This is a genomic window from Gammaproteobacteria bacterium (assembly GCA_017999615.1).
Classification (GTDB): domain Bacteria; phylum Pseudomonadota; class Gammaproteobacteria; order JAABTG01; family JAABTG01; genus JAGNLM01.
This window is the reverse complement of record JAGNLM010000002.1, coordinates 142,201-166,787: the sequence shown is the minus strand read 5'-3', so window position 1 is coordinate 166,787 and position 24,587 is coordinate 142,201. Positions and strand designations below refer to the sequence as shown.

Sequence of the window (24,587 nt, the reverse complement as noted above, 5' to 3'; positions counted from 1 at the left end):
CGCGCGGGCGGCGGTCGGGGTCCCGTCAGCCTCTCGCCGCCCCGGCGTCCGTCGTCCGGGCCGGCCCGGGACTGGCGAGGAGCAGGCGGACCAGGTCCACCTGGCGCCGGGTGCCGGTCTTGCGGAACAGCCCCTGGAGGTGGATGCGCGCGGTCTTCTCGGCGATGCCGAGGGCCCGGGCGGCATCGGCCACGGTGGTGCCGCCCGCGAGCAGGACCGCGAGCCTGACCTCCCGCGGGGTCAGGTGGTAGAGCTGGCGGATGTGGGGGCCGTTGACCTCGCAGAGCGTCATCGGGTCGGAGATGAACACGGTAGCGACGGCCTCGTCGCGGCGCAGGACGGCCGGCCGCAGGTGTACGGGCACGGCGACCACCGAATAGGGCGTCTTGCCCGACGGGCGGGGCACGGAGATGACCCCCCCGCTCGCGCGCTGGGGGCCCGGGGCCGGCCCGATGGCGCTGCGGAGGAGGGCCTGGAGCGCTTCGTCGTCGGAATCGCGCAGGGCTCGCAGGCGCGAGCCGTTGCGCAAGAGGCCGTCCCCCTGGGTCAGGATCTCCCGTGCGGCGCCGTTCGTGTACACGATCTGGCCACGCGCCTCGAGCAGCACCACGCCCGTGGTCCCGTGCTCCACCGCGCGCAGGAGCATCGCGTTGCGGCGCTCGCCGCTCTCCAGCCGGTAGGCGACGAGGAAGGCCCGGCGCAGGAACGGCAGGACCGCCTCCAGGCTCTGCTCCTCGCCGCCCCGGAACGTCCCGTCGGTCCGCCGGCGAAGGGCGAGGAAGGCCTGCCGGTCGTCGTACTGCCACAGCTCGGTGACCGACAGGCGGGGATCGGGGGACGCCGAGCCGAGCGCCACGGAGACCCCGATGGGGCAGGCGTTCGGCTCGAGAAGGGGAGGCGGCAGGGGGACGTCCGTCCCGGTCGCCGGCACGGTCTCGACCTGCGTCCAGACCGGCTCCTCACCGGGCTCGGGGTCGCACTGGCCGATCCAGCCGCGCTCCAGGTCGCAGACGATGCAGCTGGTGTAGCGGTTCGCGAGCGGGTCGACGACGAAGAGGTCGGCCTCGACGCTGCCGGTGCTCCGGCACAGCGCCTCGAGGAACCGTCCCCAGATGACGTCGTCCAGCGCCGCGTCGCACAGGCACTGCAGAAGCAGCAAGACCTCGTCGCGCCCCTGAGGCACGTTTCCCCCCATCCGGTTCTTATTTTCTTCCCCCTGCGCCCTTGTGCCGGCTGCAGGGGCCGCCCGTCCGGCGATACGAATGTTGCGTAAGCCTAGCGCAGAGAAACCCCTGCGCCAATGGTGGGTAATACAAGATATTTACTGAAAACAATAAATTAAGCAGTTTGACCTAGGTGGGGTGTCTGCGAAGGGGCCACCGAGGCCGGGAACGGGCCCGTTTCCTCACACCAGAACCTCCACCGCCGCCGGGTGGCCGAGAAACGCCTGGGGACTCGCGCTGAGGCCGTAGGCGCCGGACTGGAAGACGACGACGAGGTCGCCGACCTCCGCCCGGGCCATCTCCGTCTTCTCGGCCAGGACGTCCAGCGGGGTGCAGAGGGGGCCGACGACGGTCGCGACCTCGCGCTCGCCGCCGTGCATCCGGGTGCCCACGGCGACGGGGTAGTTCTTGCGGATCACCTGGCCGAAGTTGCCGGAGGCGGCCAGGTGGTGGTGCAACCCGCCGTTGGTGACCAGGTAGAGCTGACCCCGGGAGACCTTGCGGTCCAGGACCTCGCACACGTACACGCCGGCCTCGCCCACGAGGTAGCGCCCGAGCTCGATCACCACCTCCGCGTGGGGCAGGCGCGAGAGCACCTCCGGCAGGCGCGCCCGCAGGTTCTCGGCCACCGGGCCCAGGTCGAGCGGGCGGTCGCCGGGGAAGTAGGGGATGCCGAAGCCGCCGCCGATGTTGAGCAGGCGCACCGGGCCCGGCGCGTGCGCCGCGAGGCGCAGGACGAGCTCGAAGGTGCGGGTCTGGGCCTCGACGATGGCCTCGGGGCGCAGGTTCTGGGAGCCGGAGAAGACGTGGAAGCCCTGGAAGTCCACCGCGAGCGACCGCATCCGGTCCAGCATCGCGGGCACCCGCTCCGCGTCCACCCCGAAGGCCTTCGGGCCGCCGCCCATCTTCATCCCCGAGGACTTCAGCTCGAAGTCCGGGTTGACGCGCACCGCCACCCGGGGGCGCACCCCGAAGCCGGCGCCGATGCGGGCGGCGCGCTCCATCTCGCCCTCGCTCTCGAGATTGATGGTGATCCCCGAGGCGACGGCCGCGGCGAGCTCCTGGTCGCTCTTGCCGGGACCGGCGAAGCTGATGTCCTCGGGGCTCATCCCGGTGTCCAGCGCGGTGCGCAGCTCGCCGAGCGAGGCCACGTCCAGCCCGTCCACGGCGCGGGCCAGGTGCTGGACCACCGCCGGCATGGGGTTCGCCTTGACCGCGTAGTGCAGGCTCACCTCCCCGGGCAGCAGGTCGCGCAGCAGGCGCACGCGCGCGCTCAGCAGCCGGCGGTCATAGGCGTAGAAGGGAGTCTGGCCGACGCGCCGGGCGAGGAGCGGCAGCGGCACGCCGCCGATCACCAGGCAGTCGTCGACCACCGGAAAGTGCCCGAGGGGGGCGTGGGTGGGGCGCTCGCTCATCTCTCCTCCCACAGGCTGCGCAGGCCCTCCACGAGGGCCCGACGGTCCACCTTGCCGTTGGGGTTGCGGGGCAGGGTGTCCAGGGTCACGACCTGCAGCGGGACCATGAAGTTCGGCAGCTCGCGCTTGCAGGCCGCGAGCAGGGCCTCCGGGTCGAAGGCGGGGTCGCGCGGCTTGACCACGGCGACGATCCCCTGGCCGAGCGTCGGGTGCGGCAGGCCGAGCGCCGCCGCCTCGGCGACGAGTCCGCTCCCGTAGAGGACCTCCTCGACCTCGGTGGGGCTCACGCGATAGCCGGAGGTCTTGATCATCTCGTCCCGCCGCCCGACGAAATAGAGGAAGCCGTCCTCGTCCGTTCGCACCGTGTCGCCCGACCAGACCGCCATCTCGGTGAGTGGCACCTCGGGGGGCCGGCCCGGTGCGGGCTTGAAGCGCTCGGCGGTGCGCTCGGGGTCGTTCCAGTACCCCATGGCCACCAGCGAGCCGCGGTGCACCAGCTCGCCCGGCTCCCCGGGGGCGCAGGGGGAGCCGTCCTCGCGCACCACGAGGATCTCGGCGTTGGGGATGGCGCGCCCCATGGACTCGGGGCGCCGGTCGAGCTCCTCGGGGGGGAGGTAGGTGGAGCGGAAGGCCTCGGTCAGACCGTACATCAGGAACACCCGCGTGCGGGGCAGGGACCGGCGCAGGCGCGCGGTGACCTGGGTCGGCATCGCGCCGCCCGAGTTGGTGAGGTAGCGCAGGCTCTCCACCGCCTCGGCGGGCCAGTCGAGCGGGGCGAGCTGCACCCAGAGGGGCGGCACCGCTGCGAGCCCGGTGATGCGGTCGCGCGCCACCGCCTTCACCACGTCGCGCGGGAGCAGGTAGTCCATGAGGGACACGCTCGCGCCTACGGAAAAGGCAGTGGTGAGCTGGCTGAAGCCGTAGTCGAAGCTGAAGGGGAGCACGGCGAGCAGCCGGTCCTCGGGGACGTTCTCCAGGTACTCGGCGACGCTGCGGGCCCCGGCGACCATGTTGCGGTGGGAGAGCACCACGCCCTTCGGGCGCCCGGTGCTGCCGGAGGTGTAGAGGATCGACACCATGTCCATGTCGATCCGCCGGTGGGGCCGCGTGCCCGGCTCGCCCCGCGCGAGGCCCTCCCAGGGGAGGACTTGCAGGTGCGCGAGGGGCCCCGCGGGAGCGCCGTCCACGAGCGCGACCGTGTGCAGATCGTGGCACTCGCGCAGGTCGTCGGCGAGGAGGGTCAGGCGGTCGCCGGAGGTGACCAGCACCCGGACGTTGCAGTCCTTCAGGATGTAGGCGACCTGGGCCGGTTTGAGCAGCGGGTTGACGGGCACCAGGACGCCGCCGGCCGCCGCGGCGCCGAAGAGCGCCACCACCGTCTCGGCGCGCTTGGGGAGGTAGACCGCCACGCGCTCGGACGGGCCGAGGCCGCGGGCGAGCAGGCCGGCGGCGAAGGCCTCGACCCTCGTCTGCAGTTCCCCGTAGGAGATCGTCTCCTGCCTCTGGCGCAGGGCGGCGGCCTCGGGGCGCCGCGTGGCCTGGTCCCGGATGAAGTGGTGCAGCAGCACGGTCAGCGGTCTCCCGTCAGGGTCGGCAGGCGGGCAGGGCTCACCGCGGCCAGGGGCGGCGCGGTGGCGTCCTTCGCCGAGAGCGTGGGGTGCTCGAGCGGCCAGGCGATGCCGATCGCGGGGTCGTTCCAGAAGATGGAGCCCTCGTGCTCGGGGGCGTAGAGCTCCGTGCACTTGTAGCAGAAGAGGGCGGTCTCGCCGGTGACGCAGAAGCCGTGGGCGAAGCCCGGGGGGATCCAGAGCTGGCGCCGGTTCTGCGCCGATAGCGCCGCCCCGACCCAGCGCCCGAAGGTGGGCGAGCCCACGCGCACGTCGACCGCCACATCGAACACCTCGCCCTCGAGGACGTGGACGAGCTTGCCCTGGGCGCGGGGGTGCTGATAGTGCAGGCCGCGCAGCACCCCGTGCCGGGAGTACGACACGTTGTCCTGCACGAAATCCCCGGGCAGGCCCGCCTCGGCGTAGCGGCTGCGGTTCCAGGTCTCCATGAAGAAGCCGCGCGCGTCACCGAAGACCTTCGGCTCCAGGATCAGCACGCCGGGCAGCGCGGTGTGTTCGACCTTCATCCTACAGACCCCCGCGGCGCAGCGTCTCCAGAAGGTAGTCGCCGTAGCCGCTCTTCGCGAGCGGGGCGGCGAGGGCCTCGAGCTGTGCGTCGTCGATGTAGCCCATGCGCCAGGCGATCTCCTCGGGGCAGGCGACCTTCAGGCCCTGGCGCTCCTCCAGCAGCTGCACGAACTGGCCTGCCTTGAGCAGCGACTCGTGGGTGCCGGTGTCGAGCCAGGCCGTGCCGCGGCCGAGCATCTCCACCCGCAGGCGGCCGCGGGACAGGTAGTGGGCGTTGACGTCGGTGATCTCGAGCTCGCCCCGGGGCGAGGGCGCGAGACCGCGCGCGATCTCCACGACCTCGTTGTCGTAGAAGTAGAGGCCGGTGACCGCGATGTTGGACGGCGCCACGCGCGGTTTCTCCACGATCTGACTCGGGCGCCCGCTCGCGTCGAAGGCGACGACGCCGTAGCGCTCGGGGTCCCGGACGTAGTAGCCGAACACGGTCGCCCCCCCGGGGTCCGCGGCTGCCTGCTGCAGGAGGGTCGCCATGCGGTGGCCGTAGAAGATGTTGTCGCCCAGCACCAGCGAGACGGTGTCCCGACCGATGAAGGGCGCGCCGATGAGGAAGGCCTCGGCGAGGCCCCCGGGGCGGGGCTGCTCGGCGTAGGTGAGGTCGAGCCCCCACCGGGCGCCGCTGCCCAGCAGCTCCCGGAAGCGCGGCAGGTCCTGGGGCGTCGAGATGACGAGGATCTCCCGGATCCCCGCCAGCATCAGCGTGGACAGGGGGTAGTAGACCATCGGCTTGTCGTAGACCGGGAGCAGCTGCTTGCTGACGACCTGGGTCAGGGGATAGAGCCGCGTGCCGCTGCCGCCGGCGAGGATGATGCCCTTCATCGTGTGCCCTCGGTTTCGATTGCCGCTACAGGAGGCCGAGCCGCTCGCGCTGATAGCTTCCGTCCTGCACGCGCCGCCACCACCGCGGGTTCTCCAGGTACCACCGCACGGTCTTGCGCAGGCCGGACTCGAACGATTCCGCAGGCGTCCAGCCCAGCTCGCGCGCGATCTTCGACGCGTCGATGGCATAGCGCTGGTCGTGCCCCGGCCGGTCGGTGACGAACGTGACCAGCCGCTCGTGGGGGCGGTGGGGGGAGTCGGGCAGGAGCTCGTCGAGGACCGCGCAGATCTGCCGCACGACCTCCAGGTTGGTCCGCTCGTTGTTGCCGCCCACGTTGTAGGTCTCGCCCGGGGTGCCGGCCGTCAGGACGCTGCGCAGGGCGCGCGCGTGGTCGCCCACGTAGAGCCAGTCGCGCACGTTGTCGCCCTTGCCGTAGACGGGCAGGGGCTTGCCCTCCAGCGCGTTCAGCGTGACCAGTGGGATCAGCTTCTCGGGGAACTGGAACGGGCCGTAGTTGTTGGAGCAGTTGCTGGTGACCACCGGCAGCCCGTAGGTGTGGAACCACGCCCGCACCAGGTGGTCCGACGACGCCTTGCTCGCGGAGTAGGGGGAATTGGGGGCGTAGGGGGTCTCCTCGGTGAACCGGCCGGTCGGCCCGAGCGAGCCGTAGACCTCGTCGGTGGAGACGTGGTGGAAGCGGAAGGCGGCGCGCCGCTCCGCCGGGAGCGTCCGCCAGTGGCGCAGGGCCTCCTGCAGCAGGGTGTAGGTGCCCCACACGTTGGTCTGCACGAACTCCGCCGGGCCGTCGATCGACCGGTCCACGTGGCTCTCGGCCGCGAGGTGCATCACCGCGCCCGGGCGATGGCGCTCGAAGAGTCCGCGCACCGCGGGCGCCTCGCAGATGTCCACCTGCTCGAACCGGTAGCGCGGGTGGCCCGCGACGACCTCGAGCGACTCCAGGTTGCCGGCGTAGGTGAGCTTGTCGACGTTGACCACCGTCCAGTCGGTCTCGGCGAGGAGCTGGCGCACGACCTCGGAGCCGATGAAACCGGCGCCGCCGGTGACGAGCAGGGTGAAGCCCTCGGGTGTCATATCCACTCCTTGCGGGACGGGGTCGCGGCCGGCCGCCGCTCCGGCCGGCGTGTCCTCCCCACCACACTACCGGCGCGCCGGCTCGTGTACAATGCGGTCGCTTTGCGCCTCGCCGCCGATAGCGGCCCCCCCGAAGACCCGCTTTAGAAGCGGCCGGACCCGCCGCTGTCCTGGCCAGAGCCCCGCCAGCCCCGGGGCCGGGGACACCACTCCCGAGTGCAGCCCATGTCCACCCTCAAGATCATCAACGTCGTCGGCGCGCGTCCGAACTTCATGAAGGTCGCGCCGCTCTGGGACGCCATGCGCGCCCAGCCGGGCATCGAGCCCCTGGTGCTGCACACCGGGCAGCACTACGACCACAAGATGTCCCAGCTCTTCTTCGACCACCTGGGTCTGCCGAAGCCGGACGTCTACCTCGGCGTCGGGTCCGGGGGCCACGGCGAGCAGACCGGCAAGGTCATGATCGCCTTCGAGCGGGAGATGCAGACGATCAAGCCCGACCTGGTGCTGGTGGTCGGTGACGTCAACTCGACCATCGCCTGCGGCCTCGTCGCGGTGAAGATGAACGTGAAGCTCGTGCACGTCGAGGCGGGGCTGCGCTCCTACGACCGGACCATGCCCGAGGAGGTCAACCGGGTCCTGACCGACCAGATCGCGGACTACCTCTTCACCACCGAGCGCTCGGCGCTGGAGAACCTGCGCCGCGAGGGGATCCCGGAGGAGCGGGTCTTCTTCGTCGGGAACGTGATGATCGACTCGCTCCTGAAGCACCGGGAGAAGGCGAGCCGCAGTCAGGTCCTCGAGGAGCTCGGCCTCAGCCCGCGGAACTACGTGTTGGTGACGCTGCACCGCCCCTCGAACGTGGACGACCGGGACACCCTTGCCGGGCTGCTCGAGGTCCTGGGGGCGCTCTCGGCGCGCATGCCGGTGGTGTTCCCCATCCATCCCCGCACCCGGGCGAAGCTCGCGGAGTTCCGGCTGGACCGGACGCTGCGGGGTTTCCGGGACCTGAAGCTAGTGGATCCGCTGGGTTACCTGGACTTTCTAAAGTGCATGGACAATGCTCGTGTGGTGGTGACCGACTCGGGCGGGATCCAGGAGGAGACCACCGCGCTCGGCGTGCCCTGCGTCACCGCCCGGGAGAACACCGAGCGTCCCATCACGGTGACCGAGGGCACCAACGTCCTCGCGGGTCAGAACCCGGAGCGGATCCTGGCCGAGGCCAACCGGGTGATCGACGGACAGGGCAGGGCGGGGCGGCGTCCGGAGCTGTGGGACGGCCGCGCCGCGGAACGGATCGTGAAGGTCCTCTGGGAGCTTGAGGGCCGGGCCGCCCCCGGGGCGTCCGGGGGCCGGGAGGCGAAGGGATCGCAGCGCCCGCCGGCGGGCGGGCAGCTCGGGCGCAAGCCCTGAGCTCGAAGTGGGTTGGGGGTCGCAATGCCGTACATCACTGCACGTATTCCGGACGAGCTGATCGCGGAACTCGACCGCACGGCGAACGAGCTGGGGCGGGCCCGCTCCGACCTCGTCCGCGAGGCTGTCGAGCGTTACCTGGAGTCGTTGAAGGAGATCCAGCTCGCCCTCGAGCGCCCCGAGCGCCTGGACGACCGGGTGGTGGACATCGACGTCATCAAGCGCCACCTGGCGGGGTGAGCGGCGCTAGCGGGCGACCGGGCGGGGCCGCCGGCCGCACGCCGCGGGCCCTCGTACCGGTCCTCTTCCTCCTCGTCCTGGCCCTGCCGGCGTGGGCGGGGCTTCCGGAGACCGTCGCCCGGGTCAAGCCGAGCATCCTCGGGATCGGGACGGTCCAGCTGACCCGCCGGCCCGCAGGTCAGTTCAACGGCACCGGCTTCGTGGTGGGGAACGGGCGCTACGCCGTGACCAACGCCCACGTCATCCCGCCTTCCATCGACCGGGAGCGCAAGGAGTTTCTCGCGGTGCTGACCGGCGCCGGCGAGCGCGAGGGGGTGCGGGAGGCGACCGTCATCGCGACCGACCCCGAGCACGACCTGGCGCTGCTCTCCTTCAAGGGCACGGCGCTGCCCACCCTGCGGCTCGGCGACTCCGATCGCGTGCGCGAGGGCGAGCGCTACGCCTTCACCGGCTTCCCCCTCGGCATCGTGCTGGGGATGCGCCCGGTGACGCACCAGGGCATCGTCTCGGCGGTCACGCCGATCGCCACCCCGCAGCTCAGCGCCCGGACGCTGGACCCCAAGATGGTCCAGCGCCTCACCGCGCCCTACGAGGTCTTTCAGCTCGACGCCACCGCCTACCCCGGCAACAGTGGCAGCCCCCTCTACCACCCCGACACCGGCGTCGTCATCGGCGTCATCAACAAGGTGTTCGTGAAGGAGAGCAAGGAGAACCTGCTGAAGGAGCCGAGTGGCATCACCTACGCCATCCCGGCGAAGTTCGCCGCCGCGCTGCTGCAAAAGGCCGGGCTGGGCGGCGAGTAGCCCGGGGAGGCGTCCCCGCTGTCCCCGCTACCGGGCGTCGGTCACCGCCCGGTAGGCCGCGAGGGCCTCCTCGCGGCTCTCCCGGAGGTCCACGGCGGGGAGGGGGTAGTCCTCGCCCAGACGCACGCCCGCCCCGGTCCGCACTGCGGGCGGGGCCTCCCAGGGTTGGTGCAGCCAGCGGTCCGGCAGCCGCGCGAGCTCGGGCAGCCAGCGCCGGACGTAGGCCCCCGAGGGGTCGAAGCGCTCGCCCTGGAGCACGGGGTTGAAGACGCGGAAGTAGGGTGCGGCGTCGGCCCCGCTCCCCGAGGCCCACTGCCAGCCGAGGGTGTTGTTGGCGAGATCCGCGTCGACCAGCGTGTCCCAGAACCAGCGGGCCCCCTCGAGCCAGGGGATGCGCAGGTTCTTCGCGAGGAACGAGGCGACCACCATGCGCACGCGGTTGTGCATCCAGCCGGTGGTCCAGAGCTCCCGCATCCCCGCGTCGATGAGTGGGACCCCGGTCTGCCCCCGCTGCCAGGCTGCGAGGAGGCGGTCGTAGCCGCGCCGCCACGGAAAGGTCTCGAAGCGGCGGTCGAGGGGGGCGTCGGTGGTGTGGGGAAAGTGGTAGAGGACGTGGTGCGCGAACTCCCGCCAGCCGAGCTGGCGCAGGAACGCCTCGGCGCCGGTCTCGCTGCCGGACCAGGGGCCGGGTGTCTCCCTGCCGAGCCCGGCCGGGGCCGGGGGCGGCTCGCCCCCTGTGCGCAGGGCCCAGGCGACCTGGCGGGGGCTCACCTCCCCGAAGTGCAGGTGCGGCGAGAGGCGGGAGGTGGCCGGCTCGGGCGGGTAGTCACGCCTGTCCTTGTAGCGGGTGACGGGGCCTTCGAGGAAGGCCTCCAGGCGGGCGAGGGCGCCGGCCTCGCCGGGCCGCCAGGCGGCGGCGAGCCCCGCGTCCCAGGGCTCGCGCGGCAGCAGCTCGAGGGCCGGGACCCCGTCCGAGACGACGGTCCCGGAGACGGGCGGCAGGGCCTGCGGCGCCGGCAGGGGCGGCTCCGGGCGCAGGACCTTCTGGGCGGCGCGCCAGAAGGGGGTGAACACCCGGTACGGGTCGCCGGCCGCCGTGCGCAGCGCGGCAGGCTCCACCAGCAGGGACCCCTGGGTGCTCTCCCAGGCAACACCCGCGCCGGCGAGCGCGCCCTCGACGGCGCGCTCCGTGGCGAGCTGCCCGGGCTCGTAGCGCCGGTTCCAGTAGACGGCCTGGGCGCCGGTCTCCCGGGCGAGCTCCGGCAGGCCTTGGGCGACCGGTCCCCGGCGCACGAGGAGGCGCGACCCGAGCCCCCGGAGCGCCTTGTCGAGCGCGGTCAGGCTGTGGTGCAGCCACCAGCGGCTCGCCGCCCCCGGGGCCCAGGGGACGGCTTCCCCCGGGGGGGCGAAGAAGACGGGGAGCACGCGGTCGTGCGCGGCCAGCGCCTTCGCGAGGGCGGGGTTGTCCGCCAGGCGCAGGTCGCCGTGCAGCCAGAGGATTGCGGTGGACATGGCCAGTCAGTCCGCGGTGAGGGGGGCGTCGCCGCTCAGGCGCCGCCGGCGTGGCCGGGCGGCGGTGTCTGCGTATACTTGGGCCGGGGTATTCTTCCACCGGTAAAGTCTCGAAGCGAGCGCGCTCCCGCCCGTGTCCCCGACCAGCTCGCACCCCGATGCCGTCCCCGGCGTCCCCTACTGGCGCCTCTCCAGCTTCTACCTCGTCTACTTCGCGAGCCTGGGCGCCCTCGTCCCCTACTGGGGGCTGTACCTGGCCTCGCTCGGCTACGGCCCCGGGGCGATCGGCGAGCTGACGGCCATCCTCACCGGGACCAAGGTGGTCGCGCCGAACGTCTGGGGCTGGGTCGCCGAGCGCCGCGGGGAGCCCATGGCGGTCGTGCGGCTGGCCTCGGCGCTGGCCGCGCTCAGTTTCGCTGGGGTCTTCCTCGGATCCGGCTACGCCTGGCTCGCCCTCGTGCTGACGGTGTTCAGCTTCTTCTGGAACGCCGTGCTGCCGCAGCTCGAGGCCATCACCTTCAGCCACCTGCGCGAAGGCGTGCACCGCTACACCCACATCCGCGTCTGGGGGTCGGTCGGCTTCGTCCTGTCCGTGGCCGGACTGGGCGGGGTGCTGGACCGCCACGGCGCAGGCATCCTGCCCGCCGTCGTGCTCGTCCTGATGGGCGGGATCTGGGTCAGCACCCTGCTGGTCCCCGAGCGCACGCTGGGCCACCTCCCGCTCACCCACGAGCCCATCGGCCGGGTGCTGCGCCGGCGTCCCGTCATCGCCCTGCTGACGGCCTGTTTCCTGGCCCAGATGAGCCACGGCCCCTACTACGCGTTCTTCTCGATCCATCTCGAGGCGCACGGCTACAGCCGTGCCGGCATCGGCGAGCTCTGGGCGATCGGCGTCACCGCGGAGGTGCTGCTCTTCGTCGTCATGCACCGGCTGCTCGCGCGCTTCCGCCTGCGCCCGATGTTCCTGGCCGCGCTCGCGCTCACCGCGGTGCGCTGGCTGCTCATCGGGCTCTGGCCGGAGCGGGTGGGGGTCCTGGTGGCCGCCCAGGTCCTGCACGCCGCCTCGTTCGGCGTGTTCCACGCGGTGGCGGTGCAGTTCGTGCACCGTTTCTTCGCGGGCCGCCACCACGGGCGCGGCCAGGCGCTCTACAGCAGCACGAGCTTCGGTGCTGGCGGTGCGCTCGGGGCCCTGCTCGCGGGCTACGCCTGGGACCCCTTCGGGCCGGAGGTGGTGTTCCTCGGGGCCGCAGTCATGGCCGCGGCGAGCTTCGGGATCGTGGCGCGCTGGCTCGAGGAGCCTGCGCCTATTCCGGTGCCCGCAGCCCGATGACGGTGGTGCCCGCGACGACCATGTCGCCCACGCAGACCTGGACCGGCTCCTCGACGAGGTGCAGGCCGTCGCGCCGCAGGACGTAGGTCGGGCACTCGGGGTGGAGCGGGACCAGCCGGATGGTGTTCCCGGAGAGCTGGACGGCCGCCTGGCGGCGTCCACTCAGGTAGCGGTCGAGGGTGAACTGGCTCGCCTGGGCGCGGGCCGCCCTCGGGCCGGAGAGCCAGCGCAGGTTCTCGGGGCTGTCGCGGTTGGGGAAGGCGAGCCCCGGTGGGCTCGGCTTGCGGCCGACCTCGGCCGTCTGCCCCTCCAGGAGCCCGAGCCACTGCTGGGTGTCGGCGAGCAGCACGCCCGCGTAGCCGCCCTCCGTCGCTCGAAAGGTGACCTCGCCCGCCGGGCCGCGGATGACCGACCCGTCGCGCAGCACCACTTCCTCCCCGGAGGCGAGCAGCCTGCCGTCGGCGGAGACCCCCACGGCGAGCGCACGCACGGCCACCCCGGTGTCCCGGACGTCCACCCGCAGCACCGCGTGGTCCGAGCGGGTGACCCAGCTGCCGTCCGCCAGCAGGTCGAACGTGTACCCGGAGACGACCTCGGCGACGGGGACGGCGGGCAGGCCGAGACCGCACACGAGGAGCTGCAGGTCGACCCGCCGACGCAGGTCCAGGAACATCGTCGAGGAGTCCTCCAGGCGCGGGGTGGCCCTCGTCTCGAGCTCGACCTCGCGCACGGCACTGTCGATCGCCCCCGGCGTGCCCACGACGAGGCCGCGCCCCGCGTGGGTCCACCCCTGGCGGTCGCTCGGGGAGAGCCGCCAGGCTGCCAGATAGAACGACGAGGGTTCCAGCACGGGCAGGCTGGCGACGGCCTCGGCGAGGTAGGAGGAGCCGGGAACGAAGCCCTCCAGCAGGATCACGGCGTTGGCGGCGACCGACTCGGGCCGGTCGTCGGGCCGCACCCGCACCAGCCGTCCGGCACGGGCCGCGGAGGCCACCGGCAGCGGTAGCCAGGCGCGCTCGGGCGGGACCACCCGGTAGCAGGGCTCCTCGCCGGGGATGCCCTTCAGGCGGAACCGGCCGGCCTCTTCCCAGGCGACCTCCGCCTCGTTCATGCAGACCCGGGTGCCGAGGCCGAACCAGCACTCGCCGGCCGGGGTCGCGCCCAGGATCCGGGCGGCCAGGTTGACCGTGGCGCCGAAGGCGTCGTCGTCGATCTCCTCCACGTCCCCGGTGTTGAGCGCGATGCGCACGCGCGGGTAGCCCTCGCTGCCGCTCGCCTCCAGGATCTCGGAGGCGGCACGCAGGGCGTCGGTCGCCGCCCCGAAGACGCAGAGGAACGAGTCTCCGATGTTCTTGGCGATGCGTCCGTGGTAGCGCGCCACGAGGGGACCGACCATCGCCTCGTGCTGCTCGAGCAGGCGCCGCAGGCCCTCGCGATCGGTGCCGGAGACCTGCGCCGTGTAGTCGGCGACGTCGGTGAAGAGGACGGTGCGGGTCGCGGTGGTCAAGGGGTCGGCCGGCTGCTCTCGGGGCGGGGGTCGGGCGCGCGAGTCGGGCGCGCAAGGATAGCGCCCCCTGGCCCACGCGGCACCGCAGGGGCGCGACTCCCTTAGCGGCCCGGCACGCAAATCCCGAAGCGCCCGCAGCTTAAAGGCACGTTCCGTGCCCGCCGCTATTGGGGGTTGCCACACAGCTGCAGGATTGTCCCGCCACGAGAGGGAGGGCGGACCGACTTGGACAAGCGCGCACACACCCGCATTCCGATCCATCTGGGCGCACGGATGCACCTGGGCACCCACGCACCCTGCCCCTGCACGGTGCGCGACTTCTGCGAGGGGGGGTTGTTCCTCGCCCTGGCCCCGGAGGACGCCGCGCGTCTGTTCCCGGCGGGCCGACCGCTGCCCCGGGACGCCAGCCTCACCGTCGAGCTCGAGTTGACCGGGGAGGGTGCCTCCCGGCCCTACCGGGTGAGCGGGACCGTCGCCCGGGTCATCGAGCAGGGCGTCGGGGTCTCCTTCGTCCCGCCCGACCCCCAGGTCCTCGCGGCGCTCCGCCGCCACGCCCGCGCGGCCCGCGACAGCCGCTCCGAATCGGGGCGGCGCGGCGCGCCGGGGGTGTCTGAGGGGGCCCGGAGGGTCGCGCTCGCCGGCCTGCGCGAGACGGTCTCCAGCGCCCTGGCGGGGCTCCTGGCGCCCTTCTTCCGCGACATCGACCAGGACCTGGTGGCCGCGGCCAGCAGGAGTACCAGCTTCATCAGCCAGGGCCGCTACTTCGACGCGAAGGGCGTGCTGAAGGCCTCCGCGGAGGGCATCCGGGGCGCCTTCGCCCGGGGGGTCCTGGCCGAGATCGACGTGATGGTCGAGGAGGCCGGGTCGTGCGGCGCGGGGGGCGGGCCCCAGGCGACGGGCGAGCTGTCGCTCATCGACCCGACCGATTTCGAGGACATGCTCGCCACCTCCGAGATTGCGACCCGCGTCGAGGAGCGCCTGGCGGGCCCGCTGGGTGAGCTGCAGCGCCGGCTCGCCGCGCTGAGCGGCCTGCCCACGGACGTCTCGGCCTGCCCCGTCGGCCCCTCGGTCTTCGCCGAGGCCTTCCGCTCCGGCGTCGCCGGTCTGGGGATCGACCGGCAGGCGATGCACGTGGTCTACCGCGCGTTCGAGCGCGGCCTCCTGCCGGGCCTCACGGACCTGTACGCGCGCGCGAACGCCCTGCTCGCGTGGCAGGGCGTCGAGCCCGCAGCGCCCGCGCCGCAGGTCATCGTCCGCCACCCGGTGAGCGAGCCGCGCAGACCGCGAGAGGCCGACGTGCTCGCCGACCTGGCCCGTTTCCTCGAACGGGAGCGGTTGCCGCACCCCGGGGCGGGTCCGGTGCCGGCCCCGGCGGCGGGCGGGGACCCGCGGCCCGCGCGGGCCGCGCCCTCCCCGGAGCCCGACCCGGAGCCCTCGGTGGCCCTCGGGGTGGCCCCCCCGGCCGAGGGCCGGCGGGCCGCGCCGGGCGGGGAGCGGGTCGCGCGAGGGGTGCAGTCCCTGCTGGCGTTGGCCCGCTGGTCCCGGGCCCTCGGCGAGCCCAGCGGGGCCCGCCCGGGTGCCGACGCCCTGCCCGGGGCATCGCAGGGAGAGGACGAGGTGGGGTCGCAGGCCGCGCAGCCCGAACCGGGCGAGGTCATCGAGGCCCTCTCGGCCCTGCAGGCCGAGGGCCTGGAGCTCGCCGAGGCGGCGGGCGAGAACGGGGTGCGGGGGCGGGTCCTGGAGCGGCTCGCCCGCGAGCACCCGGGGTCACCGGGCCTCAGGCTCGCCCCGGACCAGGAGGCGGCCTTCGACCTGGTGGCGGGGCTCCTGCGCTCCGTGCTGGAAGACGTGCTGCTCTACGGGGCCTCCAAGCGCCGGGTGGGGCGCCTCGCCGCGCCGCTGCACAAGCTGGCGCTGCTCGACGAGGGTTTTCTGCAGGACCCCGCGCACCCGGCGCGGCGGCTGGTCAACCGCATCGGCGAGCTCGACCCCGAGAGCGACTCCCCCGACGGGGAGGGGCCGGTGTGGGCCCGGGTCGACCCGCTCCTGGACCACGTCGCCCGGGACTTCGACCGGGACGTGGGGGTCTTCGCGGACGCGGCCCGGGCACTCGACTCGATCGTGGAGGAGCAGCGCGCCCGCTACCGCGCCCGGGTGGAGCAGGTGGTGCGGGTGAACGAGGGACAGCAGGCGGTGCTGCGCTCCCGGCGCGGTGCGGGCGAATCCGCGCGTACGCCGACCCCCGAGCTTGCCGAATGGGTCCGCCGGGCCCAGCGGCTGCGGGTCGGGGACCGGTTGGAGCTCGGCGCGGGCACGGCGCGCGCCGAGCGCGTCGAGCTGGTCTGGGTGGGCGAGGACCAGGGCGCGTTCGTGTTCGTCAACCGGCGGGGCGAGAAGGTGGCCACCCTGAGCCTGCAGGAGGTGGCCATGCAGCTGCGCCGCGGTACGGCGCGGGCGCTGCTCGAGCCCGCTGACCCGCTGGTCGACCGGGCCCTCGACGGGGTCATGGAGCGGGTCCACCGGGGTCTGGAGGACCAGGCCCGGCGCGACCCCTCCACGGGGGTGCTCAGCCCGCTCGCCTTCGAGTACGCCCTGGAGGCCGCGTCGCGCGACGCGGCGCTGCGCGAGGTGCCCTACACCCTGTGCTATCTCGACCTGGACCGCTTCCGGATCCTGCTGGACGTCCAGGGGCCCGCCGCGGGGGCGGCGTACCTGGCCGCCGTGGGGCCTGCGATCGCGGCCGCGGTGCCCACCTCGGCCACAGTGGGGCGGCTCGCGAGCGACATCTTCGCCGTGCTGCTGCCCCAGGCCGGGGTGGAGGCGGCAGAGGCCGTCGCCGAGTCCTGCCGCGTCGCCGTGCAGGCCCTGCGGGTCGACTGGGAGGGTGCGAAGCTCTCGCTCACCGCCAGCGTCGGCGTCGTGGGCCTCGGCAGCGACGGCCTGCACGCCCGCGACCTCCTCCAGGCCGCGCAGTCGGCCTGCCAGGCCGCAAAGGACGCCGGGCAGGACCGGGTGCGGGTCTTCGGGCTCGGGGACCAGGGGGTGCGCCGGCGCCAGGAGGTGCGCGCCGCACTCGCGCGGGTGAGCCAGAGCATCCAGCAGGGGCGTGCGTCCCTGCGTTGCCAGCCGATCGTGCCCCTCGGGGCCGACGCGGGGCGCCTGCCCTATCTCGAGGTGCTGCTCGGCCTGAAGGACGCCGCGGGAAACCTGATCCCCGCCGCCGAGCTAGTGGCCGCCGCGGAGCAGTACGAGCAGGCGGCCGCCCTCGACCGCCTGGTGATCCGGGAGACCCTGCGCTGGATGTCCGAGCGGGGGCCGGAGCTCGAGCGGCTCGGGGGCTGTGCCGTGAACCTCTCGCCCCGCTCCCTGGCCGACGAGGGGCTGGCGGCGTTCGTCATGGACGAGCTGATGCAGTCCCGGGTGCCGCCCGGAAAGCTCGTCTTCGAGGTGACCGAGACGGCCGCGGTGGCGGGGCTCTCCAACGCGCAGCAGTTCATGCGGTCGCTGAGCGACCTGGGCTGCCGGTTCTCGCTGGACGACTTCGGCGCGGGCCACGCCTCGTTCGCCTACCTGAAGGGCCTGCCGGTCGACTTCGTGAAGATCGACGGTCTGTTCGTGCACGACCTCGGCCAGAGCCCGCAGGACTTCGCCGTGGTCAAATCCATCCACGAGGTCGCCCACGCGATGGGCAAACAGACGGTCGCCGAGCACGTGCACTCGCCCGAGGTCGTCGAGCGGTTGAAGGTCATCGGGGTCGACTATGCCCAGGGCTACTGGCTCGGCGAGCCGCGGGCGCTGGAGCTGTACAGCGTCTTCGACCAGACGGGTATCTTCGAGCAGACGGTGCCCCTGGCCGGTGCCGCCGGGGACGTGCCGTCGCCCGAGGAAGTCACCCTGAGGCTCTCGAGCTAGGGCTCCGGGGGCGGCGGTGGGGGCCGGGGGACAGGAGTGACGGAGATGACGAGGGGAACTTCGATGGCTGGCGTCGACGAGCGCAAGATGACCGACCTGCCCCTCGAGCTGGGGAAGTACCGGGTGGTGGAACAGGCGGGCCAGGGGGCGACCGGCGTGGTCTACGTCGCCCACGACCCCCTCATCGACCGGCGGGTCGCCGTGAAGGTGTACCGCGTGGCGCAGACCGTCGGCGCCGACCGCCGGGAGGCGCGCAAGCTCTTCCAGAACGAGGCCCGTTCCGCCGGGGCCCTGGACCACCCGAACATCCTGCACGTCTACGAGGCGGGCGAGATCGACGACCAGCCCTACCTCGTCATGGAGTACGTCCCCGGCGGCGCCACCCTGCGCCGGCACTGCGACCCCAACGAGCGCCTGCCCGTGGAGCGGGTCGTGCGCCTCGTGGCGCAGGCGGCCCGGGCCCTCGACTACGCCCACCAGCGGGGCGTGACCCACCGGGACATCAAGCCGGCCAACCTGCTCCTCAGCCCGGAGGGCAACGTCAAGATCGGTGATTTCGGGATCGCCCTGCGTGCCCACATGAGCACGACCCAGGCGATCGGGACTTACGGCTCGCCCCGCTACCTGTCCCCGGAACAGGCCCGCGGCGAGCCTGCCACCCCCCGCTCGGACCTCTATTCGCTCGGCGTCGTCCTCTACGAGCTCCTCGCCGGGCGCCCGCCGTTCTCCGCCGGGAGTCTGAGCACCCTGCTCTACAAGGTGCTCTACGAGGCCCCGCCGCGCCTCGAGATGCTGCGCCCGGACTTGCCGGCAGCGCTCCCGGACCTGGTGGGCAAGGCGCTCGAAAAGGACCCCGCGCGGCGCTTCGCCTCGGGGCGGGAGATGGCGGACGCGCTCGAGGCGGTGTTCTCCTCCGCGGGCGAGGCGGTGGCCCCCCCGACCCCGGAGCAGCAGCTGAAGGCGCTGGTGGGCCTGCGGTTCTTCCGGGACTTCTCGGAATCCGAGGTGAAGGAGGTCCTGCGGGCCGGCACCTGGGGTACCTACCGCCCCGGGGAGACCATCGTGGAGGAAGGGGGGAGGGAGTACGCCTTCTACGTGCTCGTCTCCGGCGAGGCCGACGTGACCAAGGACGGCAAGGCCATCGGCAAACTGGAGAGCGGGGACTGCTTCGGGGAGATGGGCTACCTGGCCCGCTCCGCGCGCAGCGCCAGCGTCGTCGCCCGCACCGGCGCGGTGTGCCTCAAGGTGAGCGGCGCCGTCGCCGAGTGGGCTTCCCTGCCCTGTCAGCTGCGCATCGGCCGGGCGTTCCAGCAGACCCTGGTGGACCGCCTCGCGCGCACCAGCGAGGCCCTCGCGCGTCAGCTGCGTTAGGGCGCGTGCCAGCGCGGCGTCGCGCTGGTCAGTCCGTCCCGATCCGGGCTCATAATAAGCGGTCGGCGCGAACGTCGAGGGAGGAGCGATGACTGCGGACCCCGGGATCCTGATCGGCAAGGGCAGCGTGCCCGTCTACCTGCTGCCGCGCCTCGCGAACCGGCACGGGCTCGTGGCCGGCGCCACCGGCACGGGCAAGACCGTGACCCTGCAGGTCTTGACCGAGGGCTTCTCGCGCCAGGGCGTTCCGGTGTTCCTCGCCGACGTGAAGGGTGATCTCGCGGGGCTCAGCGAGCCTGGCGGCCAGAGCGCCAAGGTCCAGGAGCGGGTCAAGGCCCTCGGCCTGACCGACTACACGCCGGCGGGGGTGCCGGTCATCTTCTGGGACCTCTTCGGCGAGCAGGGGCACCCCGTGCGCACGACGGTCTCGGAGATGGGGCCGCTGCTCCTCTCGCGCCTCCTGGAGCTCAACGACACCCAGGAAGGTGTGCTCAACGTGGCGTTCCGGGTCGCCGACGACCAGGGGCTGCTGCTGCTCGACCTGAAGGACCTGCGGGCGATCCTGGGGTTCGTCGCGGACAACGCGGCGAGTCTGCGCGGCAAGTACGGGAACGTGAGCGCGACGAGCGTCGGGGCCATCCAGCGCCAGTTGCTGGTACTCGAGCAGCAGGGCGCCGAGCGCTTCTTCGGCGAGCCGGCCCTCGATCTCCGCGACCTGATGCGGGTGGACCACCGCGGCCAGGGCTACGTGAGTGTGCTCGCCTCCGACCGGCTGCTGCACAGCCCCCGGCTCTACAGTACCTTCCTCCTCTGGCTACTCTCGGAGCTCTTCGAGGACCTGCCCGAGGTGGGGGACCTGGACCGCCCCAAGCTGGTGTTCTTCTTCGACGAGGCGCACCTGCTCTTCGACGACGCCCCGAAGGCGCTGGTGGACAAGATCGAGCAGGTGGTGCGGCTCATCCGGTCCAAGGGCGTCGGGGTGTACTTTGTCACCCAGAGCCCGCTCGACATCCCCGACGAGGTCCTGGGGCAGCTCGGCAACCGCGTGCAGCACGCGCTGCGCGCCTTCACGCCGCGCGACCAGAAATCGGTGCGGGCGGCCGCCGAGACCTTCCGGCCGAACAAGTCCTTCGACACCGCCTCCGCCATCACCGAGCTCGCGGTGGGTGAGGCCCTCGTCTCGACGCTCGACGCCAGGGGCAGCCCGACCGTGGTCGAGCGGGCCCTCGTCATCCCGCCGGCCGCCCGGATCGGGCCGATCGCGCCCGAGGCGCGCAAACGGCTCATCGACACGAGCCCCGTCGTGGGGCTCTACGAGCGTACGGTCGACCGCGAGAGCGCCTACGAGAGGCTCCAGGCGAGCGCCGAGGCCGGCCTGATCGAGGAGGCCACCTCGCGCGGCGCAAAGGCAGGCGCGGGCCGTGAGCAGGCCCCGGTCGAGGCCTCCTCGGGCGGTGTCCTCGGGGGTGTCCTCGGCAGCGTGCTGGGCGGGTCGTCCGCGGGGCGCAGGAGCGGGCGCCAGGGGGTCGGCGAGGCCCTGGCCAAGAGCGTGGTGCGCAGCGTCGGGACCAGCGTGGGCCGGGAGATCGGCCGCCAGATCCTGCGCGGGGTGCTGGGCTCGATCTTCCGGGGGCGTTAGCGGCGGCGCACCGCCGCCGCGGCTCAAGGTCTTCGCGGGGGGTGCCGATAGGAGCGGTGGCGTTCTTCCGGCGCCACGGCTCCGTACATGGCATGACATCCACCTCGCGACCGCCCGGTGCACAGCCGCGCCAGGCGACGAACCGGGCGAGGGCCACCGACGCCGCCGGCGGCAGGCCCGCGGCGCGCGCGAGGACGGCCCGGCCGGGGCCTGCCGTGCCCCCCGCCGTCCTGGCCGACGTCCTGCCGGGAATCGGCACCGCCGCGCCGCCCGTCGAGGTCTCGCTCACCGCCCGGGCGGTCGCCGCCGAGGCCCGGTACCAGTCCATCTTCGAGAACGCCACCTGGGGGATCTTCCAGACCACCCCTGAGGGCCGTTACCTCGCCGCTAACCCTGCCCTGGCCCGGATCTACGCGTACGACTCGCCCGCCGACCTCGAGGCCGGCCTCGCGCAGGCACCCGAGCATTTCTACGTAGACCCCGGCCGACGCCGGGAGATCCTGGAGCACGTGGAGCGCCGGGGTGGCGTGACGGACTGCGAGTCCGAGGTGCGCCGCAGGGACGGTGCGCGGATCTGGGTCTCCGAGAGCGTCCGGGCCGTGCGCGACGCCGCGGGGCGACTCCTCTACTACGAGGGGTTCGTCGAGGACGTCACGGCCCGCCGGCTCGCCGAGGAGCGGCTGCGGGCGAGCGAGGAGCGCTACGCGCTCGCCGCCGAGGGCTCCAACGACGGGCTGTGGGACTGGGACCTGCTGGGCCGCCGGACCTACTTCTCCCCGCGCTGGAAGGCGATGCTGGGCTACGCCGAGGAGGACGTCGGCGACTCGCCCGAGGAGTGGCTCGACCGGGTGCACCCCGACGAGCACGGGCAGGTCGTGGCCACCCTGGCCTCCCACCTCGCGGGGGACTCGGCGCACTTCGAGTGCGAGTTCCGCATCCGCACGAAGGACGGCGCGTACCGCTGGATGCTGGCGCGCGGGCTCGCAGTGCGCAACGCCGCAGGGATGGCGTACCGCATGGCGGGCTCGCTGACCGACGTCACCGAGCGGCGCCTGGCCGAGGAGCGGCTGCAGTTCGACGCCTTCCACGACGCGCTGACGGGGCTGCCGAACCGGGCGCTGTTCCTGGACCGCCTGGACCGGGCGCTGCTCCAGGCGGCCCGTGACGCGACGCAGCGCATCGCGGTCCTTTTCATCGACCTCGACCGTTTCAAGCTGGTGAACGACAGTTTCGGGCACCCCATCGGCGACGAGTTGCTGCAGGAGACCTCCCACCGCCTGCAGTCCTGCGTGCGCCCGAGCGACACGGTGGCGCGCCTGGGGGGGGACGAGTTCGTCCTGCTGGTGGGGGGGCTGAAGCACGCCGACGACGCCATCTGCGTGGCCGAGCGCGTGCACTCCAGTCTCTCGGACCCGATGCTGGTCGCGGGGCGCGAGGTCCACGTGACGGCGAGCATCGGGGTGGTCATGAACGAGGGCCGCTACGCCAGCGCGGTCGACCTCCTGCGCGACGCCGACATCGCGATGTACCAGGCCAAGGCCCGGGGCCGCGCGGGGCACGCGCTGTTCCGCTCCGAGCTCCACGGGCGTGCCCGGGAGCTGCTGACCCTGGAGGGTGACCTGCGGCGCGCGCTGCGTGAGAAGCAGCTGCGCGTGTACTACCAGCCCATCGTGGACCTCGCTGCAGGCCGCCTGGTGGGTTTCGAGGCCCTGGTGCGCTGGATGCACCCCGTGCGCGGCCTGGTGTCGCCCGCCGACTTCATCCCCCTCGCCGAGGACACCGGCCTCATCGTCCCCATCGGCCGCTGGGTCCTGGAGGAGTCCCTGCGCCAGCTGGCCGAGTGGCGGGGAGGGCGCGCCGAGGCCTGCGACCTGTCGGTGAGCGTCAATCTCTCCCCGCGCCAGCTCTCCCAGCCCGACCTGGTGGAGGTGGTCGCGGATGCGCTCGCCCGCCACGGTGTCGAGCCGGAGCGGCTCAAGCTCGAGCTCACCGAGACGGCGCTGATGGAGAACGCGGACGTGGCCGCCGAGAAGCTCTCGGCTCTCAGGGCCCTCGGGGTGGCGCTCTCGCTCGACGACTTCGGCACCGGCTACTCCTCCCTCGGCCACCTCCATCGCTTCCCGTTCCAGGTGCTGAAGGTGGACCGGTCGTTCGTGAGGGACCTGGACGGTGCGGCGGGGAGCTCCGGGATCGTCCGTGCCATCCTGAGCCTCGCCCGCTCCCTGGAGATGACGACCGTCGCGGAAGGGGTGGAGACCGACCGGGAGGCCGCCGCGCTGCGCGAGCTGGGCTGCCCGTACGGGCAGGGGTACCTGTTCTCCCGCCCCGTCCCCGCCGAGCAGGCGGCCTGGCTCATCGGCCGGCGCCTGGCCTGAGGGGCGCTCGCAGGCGGGGCGGCGAGCGCCGCCGGGTCGCCCGGCGCGCGCAGGCCGCGGGTCAGGTCAGGCCCCCGAGGGGTCTCCGGCACCGGCCCCCAGACGGGCACGCTCGCGCAGTCGGGCCCGGATCTCCAGCGCCTCGGCCCGCGCCCCCTCCACGCTGTCCCCGAGCACGGTCAGGTGGCCCATCTTGCGCCCGGGACGCGCCTCGCGCTTGCCGTACAGGTGCAGCTTGACGCGCGGGTGGGCGAGCACCGCGCCCCAGTCCGGCTCGCCGCGGCGCCACAGGTCGCCCAGCAGGTTCACCATCACCGCGGGTGCGTGCAGGCGGGTGTCGCCGAGGGGCAGCCCGCAGAGGGCGCGGACCTGCTGCTCGAACTGGGAGGTGAGGCAGGCGTCGAGGGTGTAGTGCCCGCTGTTGTGCGGGCGGGGGGAGACGTCGCTCACCAACAGGCGGCCGTCCTCCAGCACGAAGAGCTCGACGCAGAGCACCCCCCGGTACTCGAGGGCCTCGGCCACCGCCGTGGCCACCGCCACGGCGTCGCGTGCCAGCTCGGGGGGGATCCGGGCGGGCACCGTGGTGAGCTCCAGGACGCAGTGGCGGTGCTCGTTCTCGGCCACCGGAAAAGTGGCCACCTGTGCGTCCGCGCCCCGCGCCACCACCACCGAGACCTCGCGGGCGAGCGGCACCTGATGCTCCAGCACGCAGGGCTCGCAGCCCATCGCGGCCAGGGCGTAGGCCGCCTCGTCGGGGCCCGAGACCCGGTACTGGTCCTTGCCTTCGTAGCCGAAGCGGCTGAGCTTCATGACCGCGGGGTAGAGGTCTCCGCCGGCGCCGGCGAGGTCCTGGGGGCCCCGCACGACGGTGCAGGGCACGGTGGCGACGCCGTGCCGGGCGAGGAACTCCCGCTGGCGCATCCGGTCCTGGAGCACCTCGACGCTCGCCACCGTCGGGGCGACCTGGCAGCGCTCGCCGAGCCGGCGCAGGGCCTCGGCGGGGACCTTCTCGAACTCGGCGGTTGCCGCGGCGCAGAGCCGCGCCAGCTGACGCAGCCCCTCGGGGTCGAGGTACCCGGCGCGCACGTGTCCGTCGGCGACGTTCCCCGCGGGACTCTCGGCTCCGGGGTCGAGCACCGTGACCCGGTACCCCATGCTCTGCGCCGCGAGGGTGAACAGGCGGCCGAGCTGCCCGCCGCCCACCATCCCCAGGGTGGCGCCGGGGGCAATCACGAGGGCGGCGGCACCCGCGCGGCCTCGACGGCCCGGGCGAGCCCTGCGCGGTACTCGCCCAGCCGCTCGGCGAGGGCGGGGTCGGTGACGGCCAGCATCGCGACGGCGAAGAGGGCCGCGTTGGCAGCGCCCGCCTCCCCGAGGGCGAAGGTCGCCACCGGGATGCCCTTCGGCATCTGCACGATGGAGAGGAGCGAGTCGAGGCCCTGCAGGTGGCGCGAGGGAACCGGGACGCCGAGCACGGGCAGGGTCGTCTTGGCGGCCAGCACCCCGGGCAGGTGTGCGGCGCCGCCGGCCCCCGCGATGATGCAGCGCAGGCCTCGGCCGGCCGCCTGCTCCGCGTAGGCGAAGGCCACGTCCGGCGAGCGGTGCGCGGAGATCACCCGGGCCTCCCAGGCCACCCCGAATTCCTCGAGCATGCGGGTGGCCGGCTGCATCACCCCCCAGTCGCTCTCGCTGCCCATCACCACGCCCACGACCGGATTCTCCACGGCGATTCCCCCCTGTCGG

General features: G+C 73.2%; 18 protein-coding genes. 8 read left to right on the top strand and 10 right to left on the bottom strand.

Features of this window, described 5'->3' with window-relative positions; translation table 11 throughout:
* Positions 1-25: 25 nt before the first annotated feature.
* The 6 genes from KA217_03865 to rfbB all read right to left on the bottom strand — a co-directional run bounded on the left by KA217_03865 (position 26) and on the right by rfbB (position 6,742).
* On the bottom strand, positions 26-1,183 hold the full coding sequence (locus KA217_03865; GenBank protein MBP7711588.1) for a helix-turn-helix transcriptional regulator: 1,158 nt from the start codon (positions 1,181-1,183) through the stop codon (positions 26-28).
* 222 nt (positions 1,184-1,405) lie between these two features.
* Positions 1,406-2,638 (bottom strand): pyridoxal-dependent decarboxylase, exosortase A system-associated, encoded by a 1,233-nt coding sequence (locus KA217_03860; protein ID MBP7711587.1) that lies wholly within the window; start codon positions 2,636-2,638, stop codon positions 1,406-1,408.
* The gene (locus tag KA217_03855; GenBank protein ID MBP7711586.1) at positions 2,635-4,212 is read right to left on the bottom strand and encodes an acyl-CoA ligase (AMP-forming), exosortase A system-associated; all 1,578 of its coding nucleotides are present in this window, start codon (positions 4,210-4,212) and stop codon (positions 2,635-2,637) included. The genes KA217_03860 and KA217_03855 overlap by 4 nt, the downstream gene beginning before the upstream one ends.
* Positions 4,209-4,772, bottom strand: a complete 564-nt coding sequence (gene rfbC, locus KA217_03850) for a dTDP-4-dehydrorhamnose 3,5-epimerase (protein ID MBP7711585.1) — start codon at positions 4,770-4,772, stop codon at positions 4,209-4,211. Before rfbC ends, KA217_03855 begins: the two co-directional genes overlap by 4 nt.
* A gap of 1 nt (position 4,773) precedes the next feature.
* A complete protein-coding gene (gene rfbA, locus KA217_03845) occupies positions 4,774-5,649 on the bottom strand; it encodes a glucose-1-phosphate thymidylyltransferase RfbA (GenBank protein ID MBP7711584.1) in 876 nt (291 codons plus the stop codon).
* A 25-nt stretch (positions 5,650-5,674) separates the two neighbouring features.
* Positions 5,675-6,742 carry a dTDP-glucose 4,6-dehydratase gene (rfbB, locus tag KA217_03840; protein ID MBP7711583.1) on the bottom strand — a complete coding sequence of 356 codons (1,068 nt, stop codon included), beginning with the start codon at positions 6,740-6,742 and terminating at the stop codon, positions 5,675-5,677.
* A 225-nt stretch (positions 6,743-6,967) separates the two neighbouring features.
* Between rfbB and wecB the strand changes: the two genes are divergently transcribed.
* From wecB to KA217_03825, 3 genes are read left to right on the top strand one after another with little or no spacing between them, the layout of a single operon-like run.
* Positions 6,968-8,155, top strand: coding sequence for a UDP-N-acetylglucosamine 2-epimerase (non-hydrolyzing) (gene wecB / locus KA217_03835; protein ID MBP7711582.1), 1,188 nt, complete (start codon positions 6,968-6,970; stop codon positions 8,153-8,155).
* Positions 8,156-8,179: 24 nt separating this feature from the next.
* Entirely contained in the window at positions 8,180-8,395 is a 216-nt protein-coding gene (locus tag KA217_03830) for a ribbon-helix-helix protein, CopG family (GenBank protein ID MBP7711581.1), read from the top strand.
* Positions 8,392-9,198, top strand: coding sequence for a trypsin-like peptidase domain-containing protein (locus KA217_03825; GenBank protein ID MBP7711580.1), 807 nt, complete (start codon positions 8,392-8,394; stop codon positions 9,196-9,198). Before KA217_03830 ends, KA217_03825 begins: the two co-directional genes overlap by 4 nt.
* A 27-nt stretch (positions 9,199-9,225) precedes the next feature.
* Here the strand turns inward: KA217_03825 and KA217_03820 are convergent, their stop codons facing one another.
* A complete protein-coding gene (locus KA217_03820; protein MBP7711579.1) occupies positions 9,226-10,710 on the bottom strand; it encodes a deoxyribodipyrimidine photo-lyase in 1,485 nt (494 codons plus the stop codon).
* A 133-nt stretch (positions 10,711-10,843) separates the two neighbouring features.
* Here KA217_03820 and KA217_03815 point away from each other — a divergent pair, with 133 nt between their 5' ends.
* Complete coding sequence (locus KA217_03815; protein ID MBP7711578.1) at positions 10,844-12,040, top strand: MFS transporter; 1,197 nt, start codon at positions 10,844-10,846, stop codon at positions 12,038-12,040.
* Here KA217_03815 and KA217_03810 read toward each other — a convergent pair.
* Positions 12,015-13,547, bottom strand: a complete 1,533-nt coding sequence (locus KA217_03810) for an adenylate/guanylate cyclase domain-containing protein (GenBank protein ID MBP7711577.1) — start codon at positions 13,545-13,547, stop codon at positions 12,015-12,017. The genes KA217_03815 and KA217_03810 overlap by 26 nt on opposite strands.
* 225 nt (positions 13,548-13,772) lie before the next feature.
* On the opposite strand from KA217_03810, the gene KA217_03805 reads away from it, so the two are divergent.
* From KA217_03805 to KA217_03790, 4 genes are all read left to right on the top strand, one after another.
* On the top strand, positions 13,773-17,459 hold the full coding sequence (locus KA217_03805; protein MBP7711576.1) for a DUF1631 family protein: 3,687 nt from the start codon (positions 13,773-13,775) through the stop codon (positions 17,457-17,459).
* 45 nt (positions 17,460-17,504) lie between these two features.
* Positions 17,505-18,830, top strand: coding sequence for a protein kinase (locus KA217_03800; protein ID MBP7711575.1), 1,326 nt, complete (start codon positions 17,505-17,507; stop codon positions 18,828-18,830).
* Positions 18,831-18,918: 88 nt separating this feature from the next.
* Entirely contained in the window at positions 18,919-20,469 is a 1,551-nt protein-coding gene (locus KA217_03795) for a DUF853 family protein (protein ID MBP7711574.1), read from the top strand.
* Between the two features lie 215 nt (positions 20,470-20,684).
* A complete protein-coding gene (locus KA217_03790; GenBank protein ID MBP7711573.1) occupies positions 20,685-22,844 on the top strand; it encodes an EAL domain-containing protein in 2,160 nt (719 codons plus the stop codon).
* 66 nt (positions 22,845-22,910) lie between these two features.
* Here the strand turns inward: KA217_03790 and KA217_03785 are convergent, their stop codons facing one another.
* Together KA217_03785 and purE are read right to left on the bottom strand one after the other, a co-directional pair.
* Positions 22,911-24,050: a 5-(carboxyamino)imidazole ribonucleotide synthase gene (locus KA217_03785; GenBank protein ID MBP7711572.1), complete on the bottom strand. Its 1,140-nt coding sequence runs from the start codon at positions 24,048-24,050 to the stop codon at positions 22,911-22,913.
* Between the two features lie 23 nt (positions 24,051-24,073).
* A complete protein-coding gene (gene purE / locus KA217_03780; protein MBP7711571.1) occupies positions 24,074-24,541 on the bottom strand; it encodes a 5-(carboxyamino)imidazole ribonucleotide mutase in 468 nt (155 codons plus the stop codon).
* Between the last annotated feature and the right edge of the window lie 46 nt (positions 24,542-24,587).